Origin of the sequence: Labrenzia sp. OB1 (assembly GCF_001624695.1) — a bacterium.
Taxonomy (GTDB): Bacteria; Pseudomonadota; Alphaproteobacteria; order Rhizobiales; family Stappiaceae; genus Roseibium.
The window spans coordinates 1-7,771 of record NZ_JSEP01000049.1; the positions used below are offsets into that span (position 1 = coordinate 1).

At 54.5% G+C, this 7,771-nt stretch carries 5 protein-coding genes; 1 reads left to right on the forward strand and 4 read right to left on the reverse strand.

Annotated elements, in window-relative coordinates; translation table 11 throughout:
* Positions 1-378: 378 nt before the first annotated feature.
* Entirely contained in the window at positions 379-1,062 is a 684-nt protein-coding gene (locus OA90_RS27075) for an IS6 family transposase (protein ID WP_068420094.1), read from the forward strand.
* A 100-nt stretch (positions 1,063-1,162) separates the two neighbouring features.
* Here OA90_RS27075 and OA90_RS28845 read toward each other — a convergent pair whose 3' ends face one another.
* From OA90_RS28845 to OA90_RS27090, 4 genes are all read right to left on the reverse strand, one after another.
* On the reverse strand, positions 1,163-1,513 hold the full coding sequence (locus OA90_RS28845; protein ID WP_156510704.1) for a hypothetical protein: 351 nt from the start codon (positions 1,511-1,513) through the stop codon (positions 1,163-1,165).
* 1 nt (position 1,514) lies between these two features.
* Entirely contained in the window at positions 1,515-3,434 is a 1,920-nt protein-coding gene (locus OA90_RS27080) for an RHS repeat-associated core domain-containing protein (RefSeq protein ID WP_156510705.1), read from the reverse strand.
* Positions 3,435-3,439: 5 nt separating this feature from the next.
* Positions 3,440-7,468, reverse strand: a complete 4,029-nt coding sequence (locus OA90_RS27085) for a putative Ig domain-containing protein (RefSeq protein WP_347876845.1) — start codon at positions 7,466-7,468, stop codon at positions 3,440-3,442.
* Between the two features lie 24 nt (positions 7,469-7,492).
* On the reverse strand, positions 7,493-7,771 hold a 279-nt coding region (locus OA90_RS27090; protein ID WP_156510446.1), incomplete at its 5' end, for a transposase.

A 7,771-nucleotide genomic window follows, 5' to 3' on the forward strand; every position in this document is an offset into this window, starting at 1 on the left:
CTGCCGCCAGAAATCCAGCAACCATTGCCACCAGGCAGCTTGCAAGGGATTGAAGCCGAGCGTGTAGTGCCACCCTGTCAGCGTCACGCCAACAAGTGCGGCACAGGCCAGAACGGCGAAGGCCCGCATGATATGCATGGACTTTACTCTGTGGGCGGTTCGGCCGGCTGCGACGGCTCTTGCGCATGAGTTGGCGTATGCTCGGCGACTTCGCCTTCGACATCTTCCTTGATCAGGTCCCGTGCCGTTTTTTCTTTAAAGATGCTGGCAGCCAAATCCCGCAACGCGGCACTGTGCTTGGCTCTGTCGCAAACTTTCCGTTTCCCTTGGATTTAGAAATCTGTCAGCGTTGCCAGAGCGTTGGCGAGGAGCGATGGGTTGATCGAGTTCAAGGGTGTGCATTATCCGAAGTCAGTGATCCTGCACGCGGTGTTCTTCTATGTCCGTTACGCAGTCTCCTACCGAGACCTCGAAGAAATCCTCGCCGAGCGCGGCGTCACCGTCGACCATGCAACGCTGAATCGCTGGGTGGTAAAGTTCGCGCCGCTAATCGCGACACGGGCGCAAGCGAGGAAACGTCCAACCGCCGGTTCCTGGCGGATGGACGAGACGTACATCAAGGTGAAGGGCCGGTGGACCTATCTTTACCGGGCCGTGGATCGCAACGGCCAAACCCTTGATTTCATGCTCTCCGAGCGCCGGGACCTGGCCGCTGCCCGGCGTTTTTTCATGCGGGCAATCGCCACAAACGGCGTGCCTGACCGGGTCGTGATCGACAAGAGCGGCGCAAATCTGGCCGGCCTGCAAGCGGTGAACGTGATCCTGAAATTCACCGGCGAAGGCCGCACAGTCGAGATCCAGCAGGTCAAATATCTCAACAACATCCTTGAACAGGACCACCGCTTCATCAAGCGGATCACCGGCCCGATGAAGGGCTTCAAGGCGTTCCATTCGGCCGCGGCCACCATCTCCGGGATCGAAGCCGCGCATATGATCCGCAAGGGGCAGATCCCCGCCAATGGCGCCACCGCCTTCCAGACCTTCGCGGATCTCGCAGCATAGCTATGTCTGCCGGACGGCTCCGCTCGTCCTGCAGGAAAGTTTGCGACGGAACCCTCTCAGACACGTCAACAACTTGGCAATCCCTTACCGAGTGCTTTAATCAGTAGCCTTCTCCTTTTGACAATACGAGCGCGTCTATTCCCTCAATGCCCTCCACATAGGTGTGACATGGCTCATCATTAGTGGAGACAACAATTACACTATCTATTATCTCTTTAATTTTATCATTTGTGCAATATAAGTTTATTTTTTTTGAACTCAAATTTGTTACTTTACTTCTTTCGCAAGACTCTATATGTAGTATAACATTGTAATTTAGAATGACCTCATCTAAAGTGGGTAATTCACTTAATTTCTCTTTAAGTTCATCAAAGCCATTACTTGAGGACGCAAGCAATAATACACACTCTCCTCTAAAATCCGTAACATAGCTAATTCTAAGTTCGCTCATTTCAATTTCCTTTTACAGGTGGTTTACCGTCAATCGGAATGTTCACCCAAGGAGAACCTTTCTTATCATGAGCATTATAGTCCCAGTGAGGGTTATGGTGTTCATCCTCAGGGAAATAGCGGAATTCACCGTTATCTTCATCCCACAGACTTTTTTCACCTCTTTCACGAGGTTTCTTTCGGCTAGGCTCTCCTACTGTAACCTTGTCTGGATTCTGAACTGGTGGCGATATGCCTTCGGGTGGCAGTCCGCGTGGGCGGTCTTTGTTTTTGCCATCGTCATCAACTTCGTTAAATAGTATCCAGCCAAAGAGTGCACCGGTTGTAGCGCCATAGAGGGCTGCTTCGCAGGCGCTGCTTGCAAAGCAACCGACGACAAAGGGAATAGCCGCCTGTGCAAAGGCAACCTGCACTTCTTTTGATCCCCCGCCTGAACCCTCACCACCAGCGCCACGACCGCAGTCATTTCCACCACAAGTGCTTCCGGCTTTGCCACGGGGGTTGCTGTCAGTGACTGGGTCATTGTCGCCGACATATATAGTATCCAGTTCCGTGACATCGTCACGGGCATAATGCCCTGTTGGATCCTTGTAGAGGATGGGGTTGTTAAGGCCGTAGGCGTAGCGGTTCGTGCCGACGCTTCGGTGTTTAGGGCTGTACCAGTCTGGCGACAGGAACCTTGACAGGAACGGGTCATAGTAGCGGGCATTGAGGTAGATCAGTCCCGTTTCCGGGTCGTCTCGCTCCCCGATCCAGCCCTTGGATACGCGCGGCTGACCCGCCAGCGCCTGGACGTCGGTGCGCTCGCCATAAGGCCTGAAAAGATTTTCCGCAATCACTGTTCCCGTCGCGCCGGAGACCAGTTTGACAGAATTCAGGTGATCCCGGTGCAGCCAGGACTTTTCAGAGTCCGCTATGCGCACATCCGGCAGAGGATGCTTGATGTGGACACTGTCGGGGGTGATCTCTTCGTCGGGCCCGAGGTAAAGCGTCGTGTTACCGGCGGTGGTCTTTTTCAGCCGCCGGCCATCCGGGCCGTAGATGAAGGCCGTCGTGACACCACCTTTGGTGATGAAGACCGGTCGGTTCTCACCGTCATAAGTGATCGTTCGGCCAGCCCCGGAAGTCATATTTCCATTGCCGTCATAGGCGTAGGTCTGGTTGCCAGCCTGAGTGACCGCATGAGGTCTTGGGGCTGTCGGTGCCGGGTAGATGTAGCTGCCAACGGCCGAATTGTAAGTGACATTGTCGGCCGCATCATACTGGAAGGTCTGGGTGTAGTCGGCATTGTCGAGGTTGGCCGCTGATGACAGCCGGTCTACCGTGTCATAGCTGTACTGCCAGTTGCTGTCCGGGCGGTTGGAGGTGACTTCGGCGATCAGCCCGCGATCGTTGCGACTGTAGCTCTCCGACAGCAGCGTGCTTGCCCCTGCCGTTGCCGTAATCGCCGTCAGCCATTGCCGGTCTGGATCGTAGGTCCGAGTTTCGGTGACACCATTGGCGTAGACGGTCGCAACCGGTTGGAACGCGGAATTGTAGCTGATGTCTTCGATCAGACCGGGAAGGCTTTTGAGATTGCCAAATACATCGTACTGCGCTGTCCCGGATGCCGAGGGGATGACGTCGCCATCTGCAAAGGTCCAGCGCAGCAACTCGCCATGGGGCGCATAGGTAAAGCTTTGGGTATAGGTCTGGCCGTCGACCTCCCAGCTCTTGGTGGTGACGTTACCCAGAGCATCATGATCATATCGGATGGTCGCCGCGTTATTGCTGACGGTGGTCAGTTCACCGACATTGAAGGTACCTGGGCGCGCCTCGTCATACGTGTAAGTCGTGACGTCCGATGCAAAGGCCGCAGTCGATTGCAGCAGCAAAGATGATACGCAAAGCAGCGAAAGACTTTGCTTTGTAAATCCTGTCAATACTCTCACCTTAGATTTTCACGCCAAATAGAATTGAAGTATTGAACCACAACCCCAGCATCATTTATGTAATGCTTCTGATCGCCAACATGATAAATCCAGCCGCCGGAAGTCACACTATGCCCCGCAGAAAATTTATCTTTACCGTCTTCAAGAAACACAGAGACGCCATTCCAGTTAATACCGTGATACTTAAAACCCTCTACATTAACGTGGTAGTAACCAGTCGTCGGCGACAGAAGAAACCCCCCATCATTTGAGTAGGCTTCGCCGGTTGCAGGCTCACGAATGATCTGCTGGACGTTTACAACAATGGTCACGGTGGCACTATCTGTGAACGCACCGTCCGAAAGAGTGTATGTAAATCTGCCCGTTCCGGAGAAATTATTGTTTGGAAGGAATTCGACACTTCCGTTTCCATTCAGTGATACGGATCCATTTTGCGCTCCCGAAACGGAAATGATCGATAACGAGTTGCTGTCAATATCCTGATCGTTTGACAACAGTGTCGATGCCGAAATGGTGATCGCCGTTTGCCATTCAGTCTCAAATCCGGTGTCATCGATAGCAACCGGAGGATCATTTACGGGCGATACGTTCAATTTGAAGTCGTCAGAGACCGTCTCTTGCCCGTCTGTGGCAGCGACACGCAGATTGAAGATACCGTTGTAGTTGGCAGGAGGGGTGCCGCTAAAATTTCCCGTCACTGAACTAAAGTTCAACCAGGATGGCAGTGCGTTGCCGTCAGCCAATTCTGCCATCAGGCTCAAATTGTCACCATCCACATCACTGAATGTGCCGGCGGGAACAGAGTAAGTCCAAGTAGTATCCTCGGGAATGGACTGGTCCGATATTGCAACTGCAACAACAGGCGCATCATTGACCGGAATGACGGTCAGATTGAATGTGTCGGTTGCTGTCTCGCTGCCGTCGCTGGCGCTCACCTTCAGGCCGACCGTTCCGTTGTAGTTTGCCGGCGGCGTTCCGGAGAACGTCCGGCTGGCCGCGCTGAAGCTCAACCAGGACGGCAACGCACTGTCGTTGGACTGGGCCGCCGAGTAAGTCAGGACATTTCCGTCAGCGTCGGAGAATGTTGAGGCGGCAAAGGTGAAGTTCCAGGGCGTGTCTTCATTGATCGCCTGGTCTGGAATTGCGTTTGCAAGAACAGGATCGGAGTTTCCGGTATTCACCGTCAGCGTAAAGTCCGTGCTCGCAGTCTCCTGACCGTCACTGGCACTGACCCTGAGACCGATCGTGCCGACCTGGCTGGCGTCCGGTGTTCCTGAGAATCGCACGGAAGAGCTGTTGAAGCTCAGCCACGACGGCAACACGCCGCCACCGTCGGACAGAGCTGCCGTATAGCTCAAAGTATCCCCATCAACGTCGCCAAACGTGCCGGCCGGAACGGTAAAGCTCCAGGCAGCGTCCTGGGACGCCGACTGATCGACAATCGCGCTGGCGACCGCAGGGGCGTCATTGACCGGTGTGACGGCCAAATCGAAGGTCGCGTGCCCACTTGCCTGTCCGTCCGACGCCGACACCCGCAGGGCTGTGGTGCCATTGTGGTTAGCTGGTGGCGTTGCCGTGAACGTACGCGTGCCCCCGTCGAAGGCGATCCACGTGGGCAACGCCGATCCGTCCGCCAGTGCAGCGCTGTAGGTCAGTGTATCTCCGTTGACGTCTACGAAGGTGTTGGCCGGAACCGTATAGGTCCAGGCAGTGTCTTCGGGGACCGATTGGGTCTCCAGGCCAACGGACTGTTCGGGCGCATCGTTGTGGCCGGCACATTTCGGAAATGCCAAGGCGCCCGGATCCGTGTTCTTGGAGGCGATTCGACCCGCTGCATCATAGGAATATGTGGTCAGTGAACCATTCGCATAGCGATGCTCGGTCAGTCGCCCGGCATCGTCATAGGCCATGGACTGACACCCCAGATCCGGATCATAGACAGCGATCTTGTTGCCGTGACCGTCATAGGTGTACTCAAAGGTGGTCCCTTCCGGATCTGTGATCGCAGTCGTGCGGTTCAGGGTGTCGTAGGAATAGGTGGTGCGCTGGCGCGCTGTGTCGAGGAAGCGGTCCCGATAGACCTCGTTGCCAAAGGCATCAAAATGGCTGACCCGTTTATGACCGAGTTCGTCCGTCGTCTCGACCGCGGAGAAGCTGTCGCCGGCGAGATAAGCTGTCGTAACCGTCTCACCATCAGGGTGGGTCAGCAGGATCTGGCGATCCAGACCGTCAAAAGCAAAATCGCTCCAAGCTAAGGTCTCGCCCGTCGCATAGGGCTTGCTTTTTTGTCTGACATTACCGCGGGCATCAAAGACCAGATGAACCCGGTTGGAGGCACTGCCAGTACCGCCCTGTGCGCCGGAGCTGCGCTCCTCATAGACACGCCCCAGTCCGTCAAACTGCGATTCCGAGTAAATCTCACCGGCCCCGTTCGGATGCACCGTTCGAGTTCGGTTGAAGCTTGCATTCGCATTGCCCCAATTCAGATAGGAGAATTTGGTCTGTCCTCCACCGGGAAGATCCGTCTGCGTCTTACGGCAAAGCGCATCATAGCTGTGGTCTGTTTCCGCGCCATTCTCGTCGGTCTGCCTGGTGATGACACCGCAGACCATATCCCAGTCGACCAACACTTTATGCCGGTTATCGGAACCATAAAGCGGAGTTCGGGTTTCAATCGGGAACAGATTGTATGTACTGTCGTAGATGTAGGAGGTCTTATTTCCGAAACCATCCGCCTTGCTGATGATGTTGCCGTCGCCGTCATAGGTCGTTTCAACAAGAACGCGCTTGTCTTCGGCGTCCCCTCCGGTCCATTCAGAGGTCTGGGTCCTCAGGCCGTCGGTCGGCGGTGTCGTGACACCTGTAGCGCCATCGTAATAGTGCCAACGGCGCCATTTCCTGTTGTCCGTATAATGATATGATGTACCCGAGTTAATCGCTTCAACAGCCCAACGATCAACAATATAATCCGTCAGGTTCGGATAGCTCCAGCGGGTGTAACGCCACTCGTCCCCCGACTTGCTGTCGTCACCGTGGTGAATGACAGACGAGACGAGACCATGCTCGTTGAAGATGCGGTTTTTCCGCGAGACACGAGCCGTGCCGCCGTAATAGGTGGTCGTAACCGTCTGCGTATTCAGCGACGTATAAGGCTTTGTCTGAAGCTGAACAGCGTAAGTCTCCTCCTGCTTGCGCAAGACCGTGCCGCTGCCGTCCTTACGGACAATCGAGGCGACTTTCCCGATCGATGCAAGATCTTGCCGGTACGTGGTCTCGACAACAGGACCGGACGTCTCATTGGCAAGCTTGGGTAGGCTGGCGACTATCTTTTCAAAGCCTAAAAATTGTCTCGTGCTCCAATCCCATTTTGCACCGCTGTAACTAAAGTCTGTTTTGGCACGTAAATTCCGTCCGTCATAGGTTTCGGTCGACGTCACCACGAACAAGTTGAGCGGCAGGTCCACCTGCGTTTCAGGAACGTGATAAGCATAAGTGATCGACGTTACCGCCCCCAATGGTCGTTTAACTGATTGCAATAGATCAGGTTTGACGTTGAGAACCTGCCAACGTTGCGGTCCAAACGTGTCCAGTCTTCGGTTTTCGTCAAGTGCCAACTCCGGAAATCCGTCTGCGTTGGCGTCTCTGATATCGGCGATAAAATATGGAAAGGTATCTCCACTTCCTGTGGTGCTTTCCAGCAACTCAAATTCACTGCCGCGATTCAAATAAACACGCGAGACGAAGGGATAAGATGAGCCAATATCCCGGTAAGAAATGATGTCTGCACGCCCGTCGGAATCGACATCCGCCAACTTCGGATAAAATTTTTCGTGCGCACAAGAACCACCACTACATGCGCCATACAACGAGATTTGAGGACCTTTTTGCAGACCAGATCCGTCCACATAGGAAATCTGAAATTTCCCAGACCCATCTATGCCCGAGAGGACGTCCTGTAACCCATCGCCATTGAAATCACCATATCCAACAAAGCAACCATCGCAAACGCTAATATTTCCATAGATAGCATTAGAGTCCGATTCAAAAGTTCATGAGACAAGACAATAGGTTGCGAGCCTGCGTGTCATGACCCTGATACTAGCGATGTTGATCCATGCGGTGGAACTTTCGATTGACGCCTCCCAGTCCTTTGCCAACCGGCGGCATCTGCCCAGCCATGCGAAAGTGCGCTCCACCACCCATCTGCGGGGCAGGAGTTCGAAGCCTTCAGCAGCATCGGAGCGTTTGATGATCTCTATCGTCCAGTTGCCGTTGCCCACCAGGGCGGCGCGCAGCTTTTCACCGGCATAGCCGCCATCGGCGAAGAC

Excerpts from the sequence above, each read along its gene's own strand:
- OA90_RS28845 (WP_156510704.1), bottom strand. The coding sequence starts at position 1,513 with ATGAGCGAACTTAGAATTAGCTATGTTACGGATTTTAGAGGAGAGTGT.